General features: G+C 44.0%; 16 protein-coding genes. 9 read left to right on the forward strand and 7 right to left on the reverse strand.

Annotated elements, in window-relative coordinates; genetic code table 11:
• Window positions 1-57: 57 nt before the first annotated feature.
• The 4 genes from ACVBIU_RS15135 to ACVBIU_RS15150 form a co-directional block, all read right to left on the reverse strand.
• Window positions 58-1,068, reverse strand: coding sequence for a CDP-glycerol glycerophosphotransferase family protein (locus tag ACVBIU_RS15135; RefSeq protein WP_447164207.1), 1,011 nt, complete (start codon window positions 1,066-1,068; stop codon window positions 58-60).
• Window positions 1,069-1,154: 86 nt separating this feature from the next.
• Entirely contained in the window at window positions 1,155-2,240 is a 1,086-nt protein-coding gene (locus ACVBIU_RS15140) for a glycosyltransferase (protein WP_447164183.1), read from the reverse strand.
• Window positions 2,237-3,322, reverse strand: coding sequence for a glycosyltransferase family 9 protein (locus tag ACVBIU_RS15145; protein WP_447164184.1), 1,086 nt, complete (start codon window positions 3,320-3,322; stop codon window positions 2,237-2,239). The genes ACVBIU_RS15140 and ACVBIU_RS15145 overlap by 4 nt, the downstream gene beginning before the upstream one ends.
• A gap of 57 nt (window positions 3,323-3,379) precedes the next feature.
• Window positions 3,380-4,465 carry a glycosyltransferase family 9 protein gene (locus ACVBIU_RS15150; protein ID WP_447164185.1) on the reverse strand — a complete coding sequence of 362 codons (1,086 nt, stop codon included), beginning with the start codon at window positions 4,463-4,465 and terminating at the stop codon, window positions 3,380-3,382.
• An 85-nt stretch (window positions 4,466-4,550) separates the two neighbouring features.
• On the opposite strand from ACVBIU_RS15150, the gene ACVBIU_RS15155 reads away from it, so the two are divergent.
• Window positions 4,551-5,291, forward strand: a complete 741-nt coding sequence (locus ACVBIU_RS15155; RefSeq protein WP_447164186.1) for a 3-deoxy-D-manno-octulosonic acid kinase — start codon at window positions 4,551-4,553, stop codon at window positions 5,289-5,291.
• Window positions 5,292-5,429: 138 nt separating this feature from the next.
• Here the strand turns inward: ACVBIU_RS15155 and waaA are convergent, their stop codons facing one another.
• Entirely contained in the window at window positions 5,430-6,701 is a 1,272-nt protein-coding gene (gene waaA, locus ACVBIU_RS15160) for a lipid IV(A) 3-deoxy-D-manno-octulosonic acid transferase (RefSeq protein WP_447164187.1), read from the reverse strand.
• Window positions 6,702-6,882: 181 nt separating this feature from the next.
• On the opposite strand from waaA, the gene ACVBIU_RS15165 reads away from it, so the two are divergent.
• The 5 genes from ACVBIU_RS15165 to glpG all read left to right on the forward strand — a co-directional run bounded on the left by ACVBIU_RS15165 (window position 6,883) and on the right by glpG (window position 11,386).
• Window positions 6,883-7,524 (forward strand): TetR/AcrR family transcriptional regulator, encoded by a 642-nt coding sequence (locus ACVBIU_RS15165; protein WP_447164188.1) that lies wholly within the window; start codon window positions 6,883-6,885, stop codon window positions 7,522-7,524.
• A 260-nt stretch (window positions 7,525-7,784) separates the two neighbouring features.
• A complete protein-coding gene (locus ACVBIU_RS15170; protein ID WP_447161038.1) occupies window positions 7,785-8,981 on the forward strand; it encodes a glycine C-acetyltransferase in 1,197 nt (398 codons plus the stop codon).
• 84 nt (window positions 8,982-9,065) lie between these two features.
• Window positions 9,066-10,091: an L-threonine 3-dehydrogenase gene (tdh, locus tag ACVBIU_RS15175; RefSeq protein ID WP_447164189.1), complete on the forward strand. Its 1,026-nt coding sequence runs from the start codon at window positions 9,066-9,068 to the stop codon at window positions 10,089-10,091.
• A gap of 126 nt (window positions 10,092-10,217) precedes the next feature.
• The gene (gene glpE, locus ACVBIU_RS15180; protein WP_447161036.1) at window positions 10,218-10,526 is read left to right on the forward strand and encodes a thiosulfate sulfurtransferase GlpE; all 309 of its coding nucleotides are present in this window, start codon (window positions 10,218-10,220) and stop codon (window positions 10,524-10,526) included.
• A 20-nt stretch (window positions 10,527-10,546) separates the two neighbouring features.
• On the forward strand, window positions 10,547-11,386 hold the full coding sequence (glpG, locus tag ACVBIU_RS15185) for a rhomboid family intramembrane serine protease GlpG (protein WP_447161035.1): 840 nt from the start codon (window positions 10,547-10,549) through the stop codon (window positions 11,384-11,386).
• 160 nt (window positions 11,387-11,546) lie between these two features.
• Here glpG and elbB read toward each other — a convergent pair whose 3' ends face one another.
• A complete protein-coding gene (elbB, locus tag ACVBIU_RS15190) occupies window positions 11,547-12,200 on the reverse strand; it encodes an isoprenoid biosynthesis glyoxalase ElbB (RefSeq protein WP_447164190.1) in 654 nt (217 codons plus the stop codon).
• A gap of 387 nt (window positions 12,201-12,587) precedes the next feature.
• On the opposite strand from elbB, the gene polA reads away from it, so the two are divergent.
• Window positions 12,588-15,344 (forward strand): DNA polymerase I, encoded by a 2,757-nt coding sequence (gene polA / locus ACVBIU_RS15195; protein WP_447164191.1) that lies wholly within the window; start codon window positions 12,588-12,590, stop codon window positions 15,342-15,344.
• A 676-nt stretch (window positions 15,345-16,020) separates the two neighbouring features.
• On the opposite strand, the gene yihA is transcribed toward polA, so the two are convergent.
• Complete coding sequence (yihA, locus tag ACVBIU_RS15200; RefSeq protein WP_447161032.1) at window positions 16,021-16,698, reverse strand: ribosome biogenesis GTP-binding protein YihA/YsxC; 678 nt, start codon at window positions 16,696-16,698, stop codon at window positions 16,021-16,023.
• 170 nt (window positions 16,699-16,868) lie between these two features.
• Here yihA and ACVBIU_RS15205 point away from each other — a divergent pair, with 170 nt between their 5' ends.
• Window positions 16,869-17,489, forward strand: coding sequence for a c-type cytochrome (locus ACVBIU_RS15205; RefSeq protein WP_447161031.1), 621 nt, complete (start codon window positions 16,869-16,871; stop codon window positions 17,487-17,489).
• An 811-nt stretch (window positions 17,490-18,300) separates the two neighbouring features.
• Entirely contained in the window at window positions 18,301-18,969 is a 669-nt protein-coding gene (locus ACVBIU_RS15210; protein WP_447161030.1) for a methyltransferase domain-containing protein, read from the forward strand.
• Window positions 18,970-19,010 lie beyond the last annotated feature (41 nt).

A 19,010-nucleotide genomic window follows, 5' to 3' on the forward strand; every position in this document is an offset into this window, starting at 1 on the left:
CTCAACTGATGCGACTTAGTACTGAGCACCAACCTAAGAACATCAAATTGCTTTATTCTAATTAAACTTCCAATAACCTAACTTTTTGCGCATCTTAAGATGACGCAACAAATTCATCGGTTTAGGCTTAAGATTTTCAATACCATTTTCAATCAGCTTGTCAGTTGCTGCGAGAACGCGCTCACTCGACTGACCATCTCGAAACGGGTGGATATCATTACAATACAGCTCAATTTCAGCCATGAGTTCTGGCGGACGACTCAACACCTTTTCTAACGCAGGCTCAATATCTTCAAGCGCTTCAACATTAACTAGATGGGAGCTATTGGTCTGATTGTTAAACGTCACTACAGGTTTACCCTGCAGCAGGAACATAATCAAAATCGATGAGGTGTCGCATAACATCACATCTGCTGCTTTCAATAGCGGTAACACATTATCCGTTTCAACAAACGTCAAATTATCACTTTCAAGCGCTTTATATTTATCAACAATATCTTGATTCATCTTGGGGTGGAACTGCACCAACCAACGCCACTTTCCTTGCTGTGACAATGTTTTTATTTGCTCATAAACTACTGGTGCACAAGATAAACTACGAGAAAATGTTGAACAAAAAAGTATAACAGGTCGGGAATCGCCCTCTACATCATAGGGACGCTCTAAGCCTTGTTGAAACATAGGATCCAGCGTCGGCCAGCCTGTTTCAGCAACCTTAAAGGTGCCAAACTTTTCGGCAAGCTCTTCAAAAGGCAACGTCGTTGCAGGCCCTTGAGTGCAGTAGAGATCGAAACAATCACGAATTTCAAAGTGGTCTTCACGACCTCTATGGTTCATTTTTCCCGCGTTAAAACCATGAAATACACCGACTTTAATCCCAGGAATAAAGCGGGGAACCACATTACCAGGAACGAATACCGCATCAGGCTTCCAAGATTTAACTTCTTCAATGGTTAACAATTGCTTCTCTGTTGCAGTCAAGAAGACAGGATCGACCTCATTGCCCTCTAGAAACCAACAGGCTTCATCGCCTCTCGCCTGTATTACAGCTTGCAACGGCCTTAACATCGCATATGAATAATTTTGCGCTATGTATAATAGATAACGTTTGTTGTTTGCACTCACAACAATTCCCCTCACAAACTCTTCAATGTTTATTTAACCAATGCCAAATATTCTTGAGCAATCCGTGCCGCTTGTACTTTTGCTAAAATATCGACTTCTGCCAACTGTGGCGGTGAAACTAAAACTTCATCTAATTTATCAGCTAGCGCTTGTGGATCACGCCGTGGAACCAAAAATCTAGCTAACTCTCCAGTCATGATCTCCTTCGGCCCATGAGGACAATCGGTACTGACGACTGGCGTTCCACAGGCTAATGATTCAATCAAAACCGTTGGCAAACCTTCAAAATCTGAACTTAACACTAATGCCTTGGCGCTTTTTATCCATGGGAATGGATTAGACTGAAACCCAGGAATAATCACTCTATGTTCAACACCGAATTTCTTCGCGGCCTTTAGTGCCTTTTTTGGGTTGTGACATAAGAGCACCACCGGGATTTGGCTTTCCATTGCTGCAATGGACTGAAACAGAATGTCATGACGCTTCTGCTTCACATAGCGGCCAATATGGATCAAGTAATCGTTATTAGGGATCCCTTGCGCCTCTTGTTCTGATAGCGCATTAATATCACCGAACTCAAAGGGATTATAGATACATTGGATAGACGCGGGTTTAATCCGCTTAGTCTGCAAAATCTCATCAGCAATACCTTGAGATACCGTCACTAAATGCTGGCCATTGAGTGACTTTTTAGCCTTAAGCTTCTTCAGGTATGCAAAGGGGCCCTGTTTTGCATATCGAGCCAACTCCTCTTCAACCGAGGCATGTACCACCACAAACAGCGGTGAAACCTTAGTTTTGATCATTAATCGATTGGTTTTATCTAAATTTGAAAGAAATAGCTCAAACTTTCCAACGTCCGCCTCTATCTCCTCAATCTTATGTTTTAATCGAGCAGCTGCATGCTTCGTTCTAAATGCTCGATCAAAATCTCGATCATTTTTAGCAAAACAAACATGCACGGGCAAACTACTTGGAATATCAAAAGCTACATTGTCAGTCATGACTAAGAAATGAGGCTCATGCCCTAATTCTGTAAACTCTTTAGCCAGTGTCAGCATGACTTTTTCGGCGCCACCACCCGCTAGACTATCAATAGCGATTGCAATTCTCATGACTGCACTCCAAATTTTTTTCGGTATAAATCAGTGATAATATCCATGCCTATATCTAGGCCATTAATGCATTTGCACTGGGCTAAAGCACTCTCTAGTTTGGCTAGATTTTCCACCCTAATTAATTCAGTAAGCCCAGCTAACATCAGCACCGCATTACTATCACTGCACACGGTTAAGCCACGCTCTTTACAGACTTTAAGCCGATAGTTCTGATCTTTCGATACTGCTACGGATAATGTGGGTTTCTTTAATGCTATAGCCTGCAACAAAGTGTCGCCGCCACTTAATACGGCAACTTTAGCAGCATCAAGCAGATCGATAAAATCACCATGATTTAACTCATCTATCGCTGTAACACCTTCAGCATCAAACATCGTATTAGGGTAGTTTGGCCCATATACCATAACGCACGGGATCCTTGTCGCTTGATAGATATCAGCGGCGGCACGTGCAAACTCTTCCACAATATAGCCCTGCTTATTTGTGTGACCACCAGACCCTGTATTGAGCAGAATGAATCCACCAGCACTTAGATTGTATTCCTTTAACAGCGCCGCTTGACGCTCTGAATTGGGGTTTACAAATATGGGACCAATAACCGTCGGCTCAGGCTTATCGATTAACTTCAGCTTTAAACGATCAAGCCAACTAATGGGGCCAATAACAAATTCAGGTTGCACGACCCAATGACTATCCGTCACTCGTGCGCGCAATACTTTCATGCCACGACTTCGCTTACGCTTATGTTGACTCAGAAAAATAACTTTCGCGCCCAACTTATTGGCATGAGTCAGTTGAGAGCGGCGACCCGATGCGTCAAAGATGACAAAGTCGGGTTGAAAGAATGACATAAAATCATTGACCGCTTTGATATTCTTTGTCGGCGTATCGTCTAAAAGTGCCGCTGGATAGGGGCAAGTCGATGCATAAGGCGCGTGACGACTCAAAATGAATTGAATTGTCGCATTAGGCCAACGGCGCTTAACTTCATTTGCAACGATCAAGGAGCGCATATACTCCCCCATACCTTCGGCTGAAGATACAGGTACAAATAAAAATTTTGGAGAGGCTAGGGTCATTGACTCAACTCATCAGACTGCAAAGAAGCATTGGGTTGGTAGGCATACTAACAAAAATTACCCGGCAGAGGGTTGCAACAAAGGATCTAACTGCTCAATAACTTGTTCAACACTGATCAATGCCATCAAATGCTCACCTTTAGCTCTTGTGCCCCAAGGGATCTCACCTTGCTTCTGCTCGGTGATGACCTGATCATAAACACTCACCACCGAGTCCAAACAAGTATAAGGCCCTGTGCGACCAGGATTTGAATGGGCATATAGCCCAATCACTGGTGTACCTTGGGTCACCGCCATGTGCGCTGGGCCGGTATCCGGCGCCAATACTACACTTGCTTGCTTGAGTATCGCCAATAATTGCAATAAAGAGGTGTTACCCACTTGGTTTTCTAGTGTCGATTTTGCCGCTGCTTGTATATTTTCAGCAAGCTCACGCTCCAGTGGCGTAGGTCCACCGCATAGCATGACTCGGTAACCTTTTTCGGCGGCATAGTCAGCGACAGCAGCATAGCGTTCAGGTAACCAATTACGCTCAGCCTTACTCGCCGCCGCGCAAATAACCATAACTTTACTTCCGTCAGGAATAAGCGCTTGAGCAAATTCGGTATCTGCTGCTGGTACTGGAATATTCCAACGCGGAGCGATGTCGGTAACGCCTACGGCTTTGGCAAAGCCCATGAAACCATCTAAAACGTGCGGTGTTGCCTGAGGTTCAATATGGTGGTTTGTCACTAGCCACTGGCCTTCTTTGGCTCTAAAGCGATCGAAGCCAATACGAGTTTTAGCAGAGATAGCTAATGAGGCAATCGTCGCGCGCAGGGCGATCTGCATATGCAGTAACACATCAAACTTGCGACCTTTTAACGCATGCTTAAGATTAAAATAGCTGCGCCAGCCCTGTGATTTATCAAAAATCACAAACTCCACCCCTTCAAGGTGCTTAAGCAGTTGATATTCAATCTTACCCAAGATCCAAGTAATTTTTAGTTGTGGATAGCGACGCTGAATCGCCTGCACCATTGCCACCGCATGGCAAACATCACCAATTGCTGACAACCTTAATAGGCATAAAGACTCTGCATTGCTTAAATCTATGCTGTTTGATTTAGCGTTCTGATTGTCACTTGAAGTAGATAAGCTCATTAGTGCTCGAAGGTTATTTGGCGCAATCTACCGATCTTAATGTAGAATGCCTGCAGGTTCCACGCTTTAGCTTACAATTCTATCTATGAAGTTTAAAAAAACCGCCAAAGGCAGCATCGCTTATTGCCACAATACGCCACAAGATATCGAACCAACTTGGTTTGGTGCCGATTTTTGGCGCGAAAAATCTGCAGTAACAGGCTCATCAAAAGGCCGTTATACCACTTGGTTCGTCGACGCGAGTTGCATTGCTAGCGAACAAAATCAGTGGGTGCTTCGCCACTACTATCGTGGTGGTTTGATAGAAAAAATCAGCCGTGACCAATATCTATTTACCGGTTTAGAAAAAACTCGCGCGGTAGCAGAACTCGCCTTATTAGAAACCCTGTACCAGCAAGGCTTTGCAGTGCCTAAGCCAATAGCGGCAAACGTCGAGCGCTCAGGTCTATTCTATCGTGCAGATTTAATCATAGAGCGAGTGGAAGGTGCTGAAGACTTAGTCGCGAGACTGAGTACAACCACTATGACCACTGAGCAGTGGCAAACTCTCGGTGAAGCGATTGCAGAGTTTCATCATCACGGTGTTTACCATGCCGATCTTAATGCAAAGAATATTCTTATTTGCGATGACAAGTTTTACTTAATCGATTTTGACCGCGGCGAACTTAGAAAGCCAAATACTCAATGGCAGCAAGCAAACATGAGCCGTTTACTACGCTCCTTTAGAAAAGAACTTAGTAAACTAGCAACGCTGGCATTTACCGAAGAAAATTGGCTGCAACTGCATCAGGCCTATCAAGCCAAGCTCAACCTATTATCTAGCTGAATCAATTGTCTAGTTGGATCAAAAAAGGTCTGCATTAATTGCAGACCTTTTTACACTCTATTCGTTCTGGTTATCGCTCTTAGCTCAAGCAGCCCTAGTCAGCTCAAAATATTTACTGAAGCCATGCTCTAACAGAGATTATGCCCTGCTGCGAATAAACGCCTCCACCATGGCCATCTGCTTTTGTAGTGAGCCTCTGTTTTGTGCCACAACATCTTTTGCCGCTTCACTCGCCTGACTATAGGCTGTTTTATCTTCGAATAAATGGATCAAGTTTTGTGCTAACGCTTCAGATGAAGCAACTACTTTTAATCCACCAGCCGCTTCGAGTAACTCAGTGATCTCATTAAAGTCACGGTAATGTGGCCCCATCATCACAGGTAATCCCATTGCTGCAGGTTCCAGCGGATTATGACCGCCATGCACAATAATCGAGCCACCCACAAAGGCTTGATCGGCGGCGCCATAAAAGGTCAGTAACTCGCCCATAGTGTCACCCAACAACACCTGTGTACTTCCTAAAACCGGGTCACTAATACTGCGCCGTGCAAGAGTTAACCCTGCCGACTTAATCGCTTGTGCCGCCGCATCAAACTGCTCAGGATGGCGAGGAACCATCACCATGAGCGCATCTGGGTCGCAAGCTAGCAGTTGTTTATGGGCTTGAATTAACGCCTCAAACTCGCCAGGATGCACAGAGCCTGCCACCCATACCGGTTTATTGGTCGCCAGCCATTGCTCACGTAATGATTTAGCGCTGTCGATACGCTGTTTATCAATACTGATATCAAACTTCAAACTGCCACACACTGTTACTTTGTCACTGGCTACACCTAAGGCGATAAAACGCTCGGCCGCTTGCTGCGACTGCGCCGCAATGGCATCGAGCTGCTTTAACATAGGCGCTGTGAGTTTATGGTACTTTTGGTAAGAATCGGCCGATTTTTGCGACAAACGCGCATTAGCTAATAGGACGTTAGCGCCCGATAGCTTGAGATAGTGGATCAAGTTTGGCCAAAGCTCTGTTTCCATGATGATGCAGTATTTAGGTGCAACTTGTTTTACAAAACGCTTGGCACACCATGCCAAATCAAAAGGCAAGTAACAGTGCTGCACACTATCACCAAAGGCGCGAGTGACCTCGGCAGAACCTGTTGGGCTAGTTGTGGTAATGGTAATAGTTAGCTTAGGGTGCTGCTGCTGGATCTGTTTAATTAGCGGAATCGCCGCTAAGGTCTCCCCCATTGATACTGAATGGACTAAGAGGTCGGTCCGATTTAATTTTTTAAAGCCGAAGCGCTCTGCCCAGCGACCACGGTAGTCCTTACTTTTAAAGGCGCGTACAGCAAGGTAAACCAACAATAGAGGACTAATTAAGTATAGGGCTATCGAATAAAGGCTGCGATTCATGAAATTGGGTACTTTCGTGAGTTTTACTTGAAGAATTAAGCTAATGCTAACATGATAGTCGCAGCTTAACGTAATTACACTCGTGTGATTTAAACAAGATGGCGCACAAGGAAAGGCCCTTAAATAGCCTATTACGTGCCGACTTAACCATTATACTGGATATTAATCATTTAGGATGAATATGAAGACCCGTGACAAAATCGTACAAGCCAGTTTAGAGTTGTTTAATGAACACGGCGAAAGAACTATCACAACCAATCATATCGCCGCCCACCTAAATATCAGTCCCGGTAACCTTTATTATCACTTTCGCAATAAAGAAGACATCATTCGCTCAATCTTCAGCCTTTATGAGCAACACCTAGAATCAGGCTTTCAGCCTTATATCGATAAAGAGGTTGATGTTGACCTGTTAATTGGCTACTTCGATGCGATGTTTTACACCCTATGGCAGTTTCGCTTTATGTATGCCAACCTTGCAGACATCCTTAGTCGCGATGAAACCTTAAAAAATCGTTATCTTAAGGCGCAGCAAGACGTATTGGCACGCTCGACGGGTGTACTAGAAAAACTAAACCATGATGGCTTTCTCGCAGTCCATCAAGAAGATATAAAACCACTGGCCGATACAATTAAGATGCTAGTCAGCTTCTGGATCAGCTACAAACTCACTCAGACCCAATCAAATATTGGCTCAATCACTAAAGAGTCGCTATACGAAGGTTTATTACGTGTGATTATGCTGTTTAAATCCTATGCAACGCCAAGCTCGCAAGCCACGTTTGTGAGGCTAGAAGAGCATTACCGCTCGCAAATGCTTTAATCCTCAAGTGAGCAAATCAAGCGTATAGGCCATAATCTATACGCTAAAAATCACCACCGCATAGCCTCATAATTGTCGCCACCCACCGGCAAAAGTTACCCACAGGTAACACATTAGTTTATCTAATGTTACTTCAAGCTATCCCCTAATCTAAATAATCCCTTGCTATACCTTAAAAAAAAGGCTGTAGAGCCGCGTAAATTAAGGTTAAAATGCCGCCACTCCAATACTCAAAATAATGCTAATTAAGGAGAATAAAGGTGCCTAAGACCTCATTCTACAACCAGATAAATCAACAGCTTGCTGACGTAAAAGCCGAAGGCTTATATAAAAGCGAACGCGTCATTGTTTCTCCTCAACAAACGGCAATTGAAGTCAATGGCGATAAAGTCATCAATTTTTGCGCCAATAACTACCTTGGCTTGGCCAATCACCCAGAACTCATCAAAGCTGCTCAAGGCGGTCTCGATGCCCACGGTTTTGGCATGGCATCTGTGCGCTTTATTTGTGGAACTCAAGATATCCATAAGACACTTGAGGCAAGCCTTAGCGAATTCTTAGGCATGGAAGACACCATTCTTTATTCTTCGTGCTTCGATGCTAACGCGGGTCTGTTTGAAACCTTATTGAGTGCCGAAGATGCCATTATTTCTGACGCGCTAAACCACGCCTCTATCATCGATGGTGTGCGTCTTTGTAAAGCTAAGCGTTTCCGTTATGCCAACAACGACATGGCCGATCTTGAAGCGCAGCTAAAAGCAGCTAAAGAAGCGGGCGCACGCAACATCATGATCGCCACTGACGGCGTATTCTCAATGGACGGCGTTATCGCCAACCTAAAAGGTGTGTGTGATCTGGCCGACCAGTACGGCGCACTGGTCATGGTTGATGACTCACACGCTGTGGGCTTTGTTGGTCAAGAAGGTCGTGGTACTCACGAGTATTGTGAAGTGATGGACCGCGTCGACATTATCACTGGCACATTAGGTAAGGCTCTTGGTGGGGCTTCAGGTGGATTCACCTCAGGTAAGAAAGAGGTGATCGACTGGTTGCGTCAACGTTCTCGCCCTTATCTATTCTCAAACTCATTGGCCCCTTCAATCGTCACCGCCTCTATCCACGTACTTGAAATGCTCAAGTCTGGCCAAGCGCTACGTGAAGCGGTTTGGGAAAACAGTCGTTACTTCCGTGAAAAAATGTCTGCTGCAGGCTTCACCCTTGGTGGGGCTGACCATGCAATTATCCCTGTGATGATTGGCGATGCAAAGCTGGCTGGTGATTTTGCTAACCGTCTATTAACTGAAAACATCTACGTCATCGGTTTCTCTTTCCCTGTGGTACCAAAAGGCCAGGCACGTATTCGTACGCAAATGTCTGCAGCCCACACTAAAGAGCAGATTGACAAAGCGATTGAGGCCTTTACCCGTATCGCCAAAGAGATGGGCATTATCAGCTAAAATTAAACCTGTAGGGCTACGTATGTAGCCCTTCTTGAATGACATTTAGCAAGCTGCAAACGCTAGCTTGTAATAGGTTATAAAATGAAAGCACTGAGCAAATTAAAGCCTGAAGAAGGCATCTGGATGGTTGATGCGCCTAAGCCAGAAGTGGGCCATAACGATCTACTGATTAAAATCCGTAAAACGGCTATTTGTGGTACCGATGTTCATATCTATAACTGGGACGAATGGTCGCAAAACACGATTCCAGTGCCTATGGTTGTTGGTCACGAATATGTCGGCGAAGTCGTTGGTATGGGCCAAGAGGTTCGTGGCTTTACTATTGGCGATCGCGTATCTGGCGAAGGCCATATCACTTGCGGCCATTGCCGTAACTGCCGCGGTGGACGTACTCACCTATGCCGTAACACCTCTGGTGTGGGTGTAAACCGTGAAGGTGCCTTTGCAGAGTACTTAGTTATTCCGGCCTTTAACGCCTTTAAAATCCCAGATGATATCTCGGATGACTTAGCATCTATCTTCGATCCATTTGGTAACGCTGTTCACACTGCACTGTCATTTGATCTAGTCGGTGAAGACGTGCTAATCACGGGCGCAGGTCCAATAGGTATCATGGCTGCGGCCGTTTGTCGTCACGTAGGTGCGCGCCATGTGGTGATTACTGACGTCAACGAATACCGTCTAGAATTGGCAGAGAAAATGGGCGCTACCCGCGCCGTTAACGTTGCCAAAGAAAGCTTAGAAGATGTAATGCAAGAACTTGGCATGACTGAAGGCTTTGATGTTGGTCTTGAGATGTCAGGTGTGCCAAGTGCATTCCACTCTATGCTCGATACCATGAACCATGGCGGCAAGATTGCTATGCTAGGTATTCCAGGTGGCGAAATGGCTATCGATTGGAGCAAGGTGATCTTTAAAGGCTTAATCATTAAAGGCATTTATGGCCGTGAAATGTTTGAGACTTGGTACAAGATGGCCAGTCTTATCCAATCAGGCCTAGATATCTCGCCAATCATCACTCACCATTACAGTATTGATGAGTTCCAACAAGGTTTCGATGCAATGCGTTCAGGCCAATCTGGTAAAGTTATCTTAAACTGGGATTAAATTATTAGCCTGTTTAACTTTTAATCTGTTAAACATAACGCTAATTATTGACTCTACAAAGGGGCTGTAATACGTCATTGCGAGTATTCCATCCCCGTTATATCTATCAAACAATACAGGTTTACTATGTCAGCGTTTCAACACCTTAGCGTTAATCAACTTATCCAGATGCAAGCAGAATCAAGTGAGCTGCAAATCGTCGATATCCGAGATGCGGCAAGCTATGAAGCAGGCCATATTACTGGCGCGGTTAATCTAACCAATGACAACTTGGCCCACTATATTAGCGATGCCGATATGGATCTGCCGCTCATAGTAGTTTGCTATCATGGAATTAGTAGCCAAAGTGCAGCGACCTACCTCAATGAGCAAGGCTTTGATGACGTCTTTAGCTTAGATGGCGGATACAGTGCCTGGCACCAAGCCAACCTATAAACCAGCGTGAGGGTAAATTAATGATCGAGATTGGCAGGCTCCCCAATAGCCGAGCAGCGCAGGCTCTCATTGACTACCTAAAAGGGCTTCACATTGACTGCGAACTGATGCCAACCGAGCAAGGTGTGGCACTGATGATCCATGACCAAAATCACTTCGACAGAGCCCACCGTGAATACCAAGCCTTTATTCATAACCCCTATGACGAAAAGTATCTCGCAGCATCTTGGGAAAATGGCGATACTCACACCAAGCTTGATTACGGTAATCCGAGTCTGCAACTCGTTAGCCAGTTTATAACAGGGGCCGGCCCGCTGACTCTGCTCGTCTTTTTTACCTGTGTCGTCATCTATGCTGCAATGAGTCTTGGGTTTGCCAACCCTATTTTTGAACAATTATCATTTTTCGGTGCGACACCTTCAGCAACGCTAAGTGAGTTTTGGCGGATCTTTACTCCCAGCCTAATGCACTTCTCCGCCATGCATATTATCTTTAACTTGCTGTGGTGGTGGTACCTGGGTGGCAAGATAGAAAATAAAATCGGCTTTACCCCGCTGTTTATTCTGCTCATCGTTGGCGGTACTCTGCCTAACATCTTGCAATACTATATGGCAGGGCCAAACTTCGGCGGATTGTCGGGGGTAGTCTATGCTGTTGTCGGTTACACGTGGATAATGGGAGTTAAGCGGCCAGAATCAGGTATTGGGCTTCCACCAGCTTATATCGGTTTTATGCTTTTATGGCTGGTACTGGGCTTCACCGACATGTTTGGCTTGTCTATCGCTAACGGGGCACATCTTGGTGGTCTGCTTGTTGGCGTTATTCAAGGGTTTATTGACAGTAAATCCCGCAAGTTTTAGCCGTAACTATAGCTTAAGAGGCTTGACGTGATGTTAAAGCACGCACTCAGCGTGAATATCACCTTTATACAGACAGCTAACATATAGCCCGCTCCTTGCGGGCTAACAATCATCACCACTTAACAAAGAATACAGCAGCAAGCTTTATTCATATTAAGCCCTAAGCCATCTCAAGTACTTTTGTAACTAATTTACTGATCCCAGAGTGCGCCTCAACAATATTACTGGCCAACATATAGGCTGGGGTACTCACAACTTTGTGTTGCTCATCAACCACAATATCATCAACAGAAACGGCATGATGCTGTCCGCCTTGCTGTTCAAAGGCTGCTGCAGTGCCCTCATCTGAACCAATCGTGCCACATACTCCTTGGCCGTACAGTTTCGGGATCATAATTGGCGAGATACAGATAAAGCCCACCGGCTTATGCGCGCTGGCAAATTGTGAAATAAAGCGTTCAACACTCGGCTCAACCGAATGTTCAGCCCCTGTTACCGCAAAATCACATAAGTTCTTGGCTGCACCGAAACCACCGGGGATCACCAAAGCGTCAAATTCGTTAATATTCAGTTCGTCTACAGCTTTAATTTCACCACGAGCAATTCTTGCTGACTCCACTAAAACATTGCGGCTTTCGCCCTCTTGCACTTCGCCAGTTAAATGATTCACTACATGGTATTGAGGGATATTAGGCGCGAAACATTGATAACTTGCACCGGCTTTAGTGATCTCCAATAACGCTAAAACTGATTCATGTAACTCAGTGCCATCATAAACGCCGCTACCACTCAAAAGAACTGCTACTTTTTTCATTAAAAAGCCTCTTTATATATCATATTGTTTTAACAAATTTGTAATAAACCGCTTGATCAGATTATTTATCATGCTAAGTTAGGTCAACACTTTATCAAGTGAATAATATTTAACCAAGGAATGGGTTCAAAATACGCATAAAAATAAAAAGTCCACATAATTAGTTCAAATAGCCAAAATAAAACTCACTTCACACATTTAATTTTATCGGCTATTTTTCAACAACTTAAGAGCTACCGCTCTCACTCCTCTTTTTTATCAAGATCGAGTTACCCTGTTCCATTCACAGAGTTATCCACAGGCTGTGTAACATTTTTACGTGGCCGAAATTGCCCTTATATGGCATGCTAGCGCCATCATCGAATACCGATAAACGAATACTAAACTATGCCTAAAATTGCCGATAACCCTTTAATTCTTGTGGATGGTTCTTCTTACCTTTACCGCGCTTACTATGCACCACCTCACCTAACGAATTCTAAAGGGGAAGCAACCGGTGCCGTCTACGGCGTAATCAATATGCTTCGCAGCCTGATTAACCAATATAAGCCATCACAAATGGCTGTGGTGTTTGACGCAAAAGGCAAAACATTCCGCAACGACATGTATTCAGAATACAAGGCTCAGCGCCCGCCAATGCCTGATGATCTGCGCAATCAGATTGAACCACTACACAGAATCATTAAGGCGCTCGGTTTACCTCTAGTGTGTATTTCAGGGGTTGAAGCCGATGACGTGATTGGTACTATCGCAACTCAAGCAAGTAAAGAGGGTCGCGCGGTTCTTATCAGTACTGGTGATAAAGATATGGCGCAGTTAGTTGATGATAATGTCACACTAATCAATACCATGACCAACACCATCATGGGGCCTACAGAGGTTACCAAAAAGTTTGGCGTCGGTCCGGAATTAATCATCGACCTATTAGCCTTGCAAGGTGATAAAGCCGATAACATTCCAGGTTTACCTGGTGTGGGAGAGAAAACTGCGCTGGCAATGCTAACCGGAGCGGGGAGTGTTGAACAGATTTTAGCGGCTCCAGAGAAAATGCCTGAACTCGGATTCCGTGGTTCTAAAACAATGCCCGCTAAAATCATTGAGCATGCAGATATGCTCAAACTAAGTTATGAACTAGCGACCATCAAATTAGACGTAGAGCTTGAGCAAGATTGGCATCAACTATCAATTGAGCCAGCAAATAAAGACGAGCTCATTAAGTGTTACGGTGAGATGGAGTTTAAACGCTGGTTAGCAGAAGTACTCGATAACAAAGGCGACAAAGCCACGGCTGCGGACTCTGAAGATGATGCGCCAGCAGCAAAGCTTGATATCGCAGTTGAGTACGAGACCATTCTTACCCTAGAACAACTCGACAGCTGGATTGAAAAATTAAAGTCTGCCGAGCTGGTTGCCATTGATACGGAAACCACAAGCCTTAACTACATGGAAGCCAAGCTAGTCGGGATCTCTTTTGCGGTTGAAGCAGGTAAAGCCGCTTATTTGCCGATTGCTCATGACTACGTTGATGCACCAGAGCAACTAGATAAAGCCGTTGTGTTTGAAAAGCTGCAGCCACTACTTGAAGATGAAAATCTTAAAAAAGTTGGCCAAAACCTTAAGTATGACATCAGCATTTTGGCTAATGCAGGAATTACCCTACGCGGTGTACAATTTGACACCATGCTTGAGTCTTACGTGTTTAACTCTGTCGCTTCAAAGCACAATATGGATGATTTAGCGCTTAAGTACCTTGGCCACAAGAACATCAGTTTCGAAGAAATTGCAGGTAAAGGGGTTAAACAGATCACCTTTAACCAAATTCCACTTGAAACAGCCGCGCCATATGCCGCAGAAGATGCCGATATCACCCTGCGCCTGCATCAGCACCTTTGGTCGAGACTAGAAAAACTGCCAGAACTTGCCAGCGTATTCACTGATATTGAGTTGCCACTGATCAATACTTTATCGAATATCGAGCGCCAGGGTGTATTGATCGATAGCATGTTGCTAGGTCAACAAAGTGAAGAGCTAGCGCGCAAAATTGATGATCTCGAACACAAGGCTCACGAGATCGCAGGCCAAGCATTTAACCTCAGCTCTCCCAAGCAGCTACAAGAATTGTTTTTTGAAAAACTCGGCTACCCGATTATCAAGAAAACCCCTAAGGGTGCGCCGTCAACAGCAGAAGAAGTGCTGGTTGAGCTTGCGCTAGATTACCCGCTACCTAAGATCATCTTAGAGCACCGTAGCCTTGCAAAGCTAAAGAGCACCTACACAGATAAACTACCATTGATGGTTAATGCTCAAACAGGTCGAGTACATACTAGCTATCATCAAGCGAATGCAGCCACGGGTCGTTTGTCATCAAGTGAACCTAACTTGCAGAACATCCCAATTCGTACCGAAGAGGGGCGCCGCATTCGCCACGCATTTATCGCACCTGAGGGTAAAAAGATCCTCGCGGCCGACTACTCGCAAATCGAACTTAGAATTATGGCTCACCTATCACAAGACAAGGGGCTACTCACCGCCTTTGCCGAAGGAAAAGATATCCATAAAGCAACTGCGGCAGAGGTCTTCGATGTCGATTTTAGCGAGGTAAGCTCAGATCAGCGTCGCCGCGCGAAAGCGGTTAACTTCGGTTTAATTTATGGTATGTCGGCATTTGGCTTAGCCAAGCAGCTTGATATTCCTCGCGCTGAAGCACAAAGCTATATCGACACTTACTTTAAGCGCTACCCAGGCGTGCTCAAGTATATGGAAGAAACCCGTGCTATAGCAGCCGATCTCGGTTATGTATCGACACTATTTGGTCGTCGTCTTTACCTACCTGCTATTAAAGATAGAAATGCTATGCGCAGACAAGCGGCCGAACGTGCTGCGATCAACGCACCTATGCAAGGCACAGCTGCTGACATTATCAAAAAGGCAATGATCAATATTGCTAACTGGATTGAAACTGAAACAAACGGCGAAATCATCATGATCATGCAGGTGCACGATGAATTGGTGTTTGAAGTCGATGAAGCCAAAGCAGACAGCTTACAAGCTAAGGTGTGTGAGCTAATGGCCGCTGCGGCAAAACTCGATGTAGAACTACTCGCAGAAGCTGGACTTGGTGACAACTGGGAACAAGCTCACTAATTTGCTGCCAATCAAATTAAGCGCAATGACATTAGCTGACAGTCCCACACTGTCAGCTTTTTTATCTCTTCTTCCCATCCTATTTTTTGCAGCACTATACACTCTCAGAGCCGCGCCAGAACCGCTGTGATATTTTTAAGCTAGAACAGCAAGTATCAACTTTAAAATTAGATGTTTATATGAAATATTTCGATCAATAACTGTGCTTTTATTGAGCACAAGTTGAGATATCCATCACATTATTGTGTGTTTTTTACAAAAACAGTTTTTCATATAGCGGTTAATGGAGTAATATTCTCTGCGTAGGGTACAGAGGTTAAGATGTTCTATCTTTCAGACCTTTTTTTTACGTTTACTATTCTGTAGTAAATGGCCAAATTATGGCGCCTCAGCAAATCTAATTTGCTGGGGCTTTTTTTCGTCTGAAATAAATTTTAGAGTAATTACTTTAAATTGAATAAAATTCGAGTTATGCTGTGTTCATTGAGCGATATCAACACTGTTTGATTGAACTTGAGTCTTGTTGAATTTAGCTTCTCCCCAAAAGAGCTATTTTACGCCGATGGTTTTTCCGTCGGTTTTTTTTTGCCTCATTTTCACTATTTTTCCTAAAAAAATACCAAAAAAAACGCCCCTTAAAAGGAGCGTTATGTATCAGTTTGGCCTGACGTAAAAGTTACTCTTTGCCAGCTTCTGATTGAGCAGCTATCGCATCGGCTTGAATTTGTTGCATCAACCATTCAGGCTTACACCAACCATCAAGAATACCGAGCACCTTGCTCTTACCAATTCCTTTTAATGAAGAAAAAGGCTCAACCTTTACAGCATCTTCGAAGTTGCTCAGTTTCTTACGAACTTCGTTAACCATCTTCATTCTGGCGCTTTGACCAAGCTTATCAGCTTTAGTTAATAGCGCTAAAACAGGGATATGGCTTTCAACGGCCCACTCAATCATCTGCATATCAAGATCTTTTAGCGGATGACGAATATCCATCAGTACGACAACGCCGCTCAAACAATCACGCTTAAGCAAGTATTCACCCAACGCCTGCTGCCACTTAAGTTTAAGTGCTAAAGGTACTTGAGCAAAACCATAACCTGGTAAGTCGACCAGACGGCGGTGCTTATCCAACTTAAAAACGTTAATTAACTGCGTACGTCCAGGTGTTTTACTGGTTCGAGCAATTTTTTGCTCCGACAGTAAATTCAGAGCACTCGACTTACCCGCGTTAGAACGACCCGCAAACGCAATTTCTACCCCAACGTCGCCAGGGAGGTATTCATTCAAGTGCGCAATATCTGGCGCACTAATTAAAAACTCTGCTTTACGGAAATCGATACGAGATTCACTCACAATTAACTCCAAAACTTTTTTCAACTAACTTGGTTAAATATCGAAGAGTTGCTTACATTTTCACAATTTCGTGTAAAATATTACCCCGATCACATAAAATACATTTTATCACGCTTGCGGGTCTTCCTAGTAAGCTCAAGACAAATATTTTAATAAGAAGTTGGAACGCCATGAAAAAGTTAGCTCTTGCGCTGTCTGTTTTAGCCACAATCTCTTCACCTGCAATGGCAGAAGGAAATGCCGAAGCCGGAAAAACTAAAGCCATCGTTTGTTCTGCTTGCCACGGTGTTGACGGCAACAGCATGATAGACATGTACCCAAACCTTGCTGGTCAACACAGTACATACCTAGAAAAACAATTACATGATTTCCGCAGTGCAGCACAGACTGGCGGAAAAGAAGGTCGTATGGACCCTATCATGGGTGGCATGTCTGTCGCGCTTAGCGATCAAGACATTGCAGATATCTCTGCATTTTATGCTAGCCAAGCTAAGAAAGATATCGAAGTTAAAGATGTCCCAGAGCTCGGTGCGCAACTCTATAAGAATGGCGATGCAGCACGTGGCATCACAGCGTGTATTGCGTGTCATGGACCTGGTGGTAAAGGTGCTGAACTTGCAGGCTTCCCTGCAATCGATGCCCAACATGCCAATTATATCAAGATCCAGCTAAATAAGTTCCACGATACAAATCGTAACAACGACTTAAATGGCATGATGCAAGACATCGCGAAAAAGCTAAATAGCGATGACATTGACGCATTATCTAAATATATATCAAGCCTTAAGTAAATATTAGCTACATCTTAAGAGGACGGCAAACCCGTCCTTTTTTATATCATTATGTTTACGTTTACGTAAACTACGCGCAAAACCCTCTTGACAGAGATCACAGATTTAGGTTTAAATAGCCCCCGTACCGAGATGAACCCAACTGTTAGTACAATAAATTATGTAATAATAACTATCAGATTTCGGTATTTGTACATTTAAGATATAAGAATAAATTAACTAAATAATAATAATATTATTAAGACCACTCTCTAAAAATAATAAGAGTCGAGATTTCAATTTGAAGTCCAGGTCGTAAGAATTTTAGTAAGGATTGGTTAGGAAGGCCAATATCGCTATTTAGCATTAAACCTTACATTCAGAGAAACAGCACCAACAGGAACGTATTTGTAGGATACAGATACAGCATAGGAAGCTATTGCTTAGGATGCACTTGCGGGAAGCTTGTTATCACTGGAAGATACTTAAAAAAATATACAGGGATGGTTACTTAGGCGTCATTGGATGGACGAATAAAAATTAGGATGTGTCTTTAAAGACCATCTACGGAAACTGTTGTCAGGAAGGCGACAGGTCTAAAAATAAAGTGTCGGGAAGACCACCAACTAAAAGACATGCATGGAAAGCAGACAAAAAATAAGATGGATATTGACCGGGATAGTCACATAGCAAGTATGGATACTTGAAATCAGAATTGGTGCCGATTGGCACTTTTATAGAGGCGACAGATTAATCTGTCGCCTTTTTTTATTTCTCGCTCTACTATCTTCATTTATACTCAAATTAATTAAGTCATTGGTTTAGCTAATATATGCGCAGATGCCCTCTTTGTCATAGTGATAATACCGTACGGTTTTTCGCCGACAAAAAGCGCTGCCTGTATCATTGCCACCAATGCCAGCTGGTATTTGCCGACGCTAACTCACACCTCCCCCCTAGCGCTGAGCAGCAAAAGTACCGACTAGCCAGTAATAAACAAAAATCACTCGCGCGTTTTATCCTGGAGCTTATCGAGCAGTGTGAAGATGGGCACACGCCTTTATTAGGCCTTAACTTTGGCCGCACTCTAGATAGCAAAACCTTACTGAAAATCAGTAAAAAAGGTCATCAACTCAACCAGTATGACCCCAGTCTTGCACCGTGGAACCGTTCCCTTAAGCAAGAATATGACTTCATCTGCTGCTATCGAGTGTTTGAGCATTTCCGCTTTCCCTATAAAGAATGGGAGCTGCTTAGCCACTTACTTAAACCCGGTGGCTGGATGGCAATTTGCACACCATTACTCAGTCAATTGAGTGCATTTGATAAGTGGCACCATAAGAATAATCTGACTCATGTCAGCTTTTATCAGCAAGCAACCTTTGAGTTCCTAGCAAACAAGGTCGGTTTTAAGCTATTATTTGCAGCAAATGATCTCATTCTGGTGCAAAAACCATCAGGATCTGATATAACACGCGACCAAACTTCCGTTGTTGCATGAGCGAAGCCGCTTTGCAGCAATAGAGTCTTTAAAGTTATCGA

This window comes from Shewanella sp. 30m-14 (assembly GCF_052977125.1).

What these genes read in the sequence shown, in the direction of transcription:
- glpG (WP_447161035.1), top strand. Translation starts at nt 10,547, where the DNA reads ATGATCGAGATTGGCAGGCTCCCCAATAGCCGAGCAGCGCAGGCTCTC.
- tdh (WP_447164189.1), top strand. Translation starts at nt 9,066, where the DNA reads ATGAAAGCACTGAGCAAATTAAAGCCTGAAGAAGGCATCTGGATGGTT.
- ACVBIU_RS15165 (WP_447164188.1), top strand. Translation starts at nt 6,883, where the DNA reads ATGAAGACCCGTGACAAAATCGTACAAGCCAGTTTAGAGTTGTTTAAT.
- glpE (WP_447161036.1), top strand. Translation starts at nt 10,218, where the DNA reads ATGTCAGCGTTTCAACACCTTAGCGTTAATCAACTTATCCAGATGCAA.
- ACVBIU_RS15210 (WP_447161030.1), top strand. Translation starts at nt 18,301, where the DNA reads ATGCGCAGATGCCCTCTTTGTCATAGTGATAATACCGTACGGTTTTTC.
- ACVBIU_RS15150 (WP_447164185.1), bottom strand. Translation starts at nt 4,465, where the DNA reads ATGAGCTTATCTACTTCAAGTGACAATCAGAACGCTAAATCAAACAGC.
- ACVBIU_RS15145 (WP_447164184.1), bottom strand. Translation starts at nt 3,322, where the DNA reads ATGACCCTAGCCTCTCCAAAATTTTTATTTGTACCTGTATCTTCAGCC.
- ACVBIU_RS15205 (WP_447161031.1), top strand. Translation starts at nt 16,869, where the DNA reads ATGAAAAAGTTAGCTCTTGCGCTGTCTGTTTTAGCCACAATCTCTTCA.
- elbB (WP_447164190.1), bottom strand. Translation starts at nt 12,200, where the DNA reads ATGAAAAAAGTAGCAGTTCTTTTGAGTGGTAGCGGCGTTTATGATGGC.
- polA (WP_447164191.1), top strand. Translation starts at nt 12,588, where the DNA reads ATGCCTAAAATTGCCGATAACCCTTTAATTCTTGTGGATGGTTCTTCT.
- waaA (WP_447164187.1), bottom strand. Translation starts at nt 6,701, where the DNA reads ATGAATCGCAGCCTTTATTCGATAGCCCTATACTTAATTAGTCCTCTA.
- ACVBIU_RS15155 (WP_447164186.1), top strand. Translation starts at nt 4,551, where the DNA reads ATGAAGTTTAAAAAAACCGCCAAAGGCAGCATCGCTTATTGCCACAAT.
- ACVBIU_RS15140 (WP_447164183.1), bottom strand. Translation starts at nt 2,240, where the DNA reads ATGAGAATTGCAATCGCTATTGATAGTCTAGCGGGTGGTGGCGCCGAA.
- ACVBIU_RS15135 (WP_447164207.1), bottom strand. Translation starts at nt 1,068, where the DNA reads ATGTTAAGGCCGTTGCAAGCTGTAATACAGGCGAGAGGCGATGAAGCC.